Annotated in this window: 1 protein-coding gene; it reads right to left on the minus strand. The window is 63.8% G+C overall.

From position 1 onward, the window contains the following. Nucleotides 1-74 precede the first annotated feature (74 nt). A partial coding sequence (locus A3736_RS17620; protein ID WP_197465575.1) for a hypothetical protein occupies nucleotides 75-304 on the minus strand: 230 nt, incomplete at its 5' end.

Genomic DNA, 304 nt, shown 5'->3' on the forward strand with positions numbered 1-304 from the left:
TCGATGAACGTCAGTTTCAGCATTGTATTTTCCCTCTTCAGGTTGGCCCCGCCAACCCGCTCCCCTTCCAGTGATCAGAACCCGACGGGCCGCGCCCGTTCGATGGCGCGCCACGCTTCCCACGCCGTGCTCAGCGAGGTTCGCTCGTGCCGTGAAAAACGCGACCAGAGGAAGGCCAGCCACAGGCATTGCGCCTCGTCCGGTGCCTTTCGCGACCGGGAGAGGATATTCGAACCTGGCCCTGCCCGCTCGATCCGATACGCCGCAGCGATCTCCTCCATCGCGCGGTTCGCACATTCGAGCG

Origin of the sequence: Erythrobacter sp. HI0063 (genome assembly GCF_001635685.1) — a bacterium.
Classification (GTDB): Bacteria; Pseudomonadota; Alphaproteobacteria; order Sphingomonadales; family Sphingomonadaceae; genus Qipengyuania.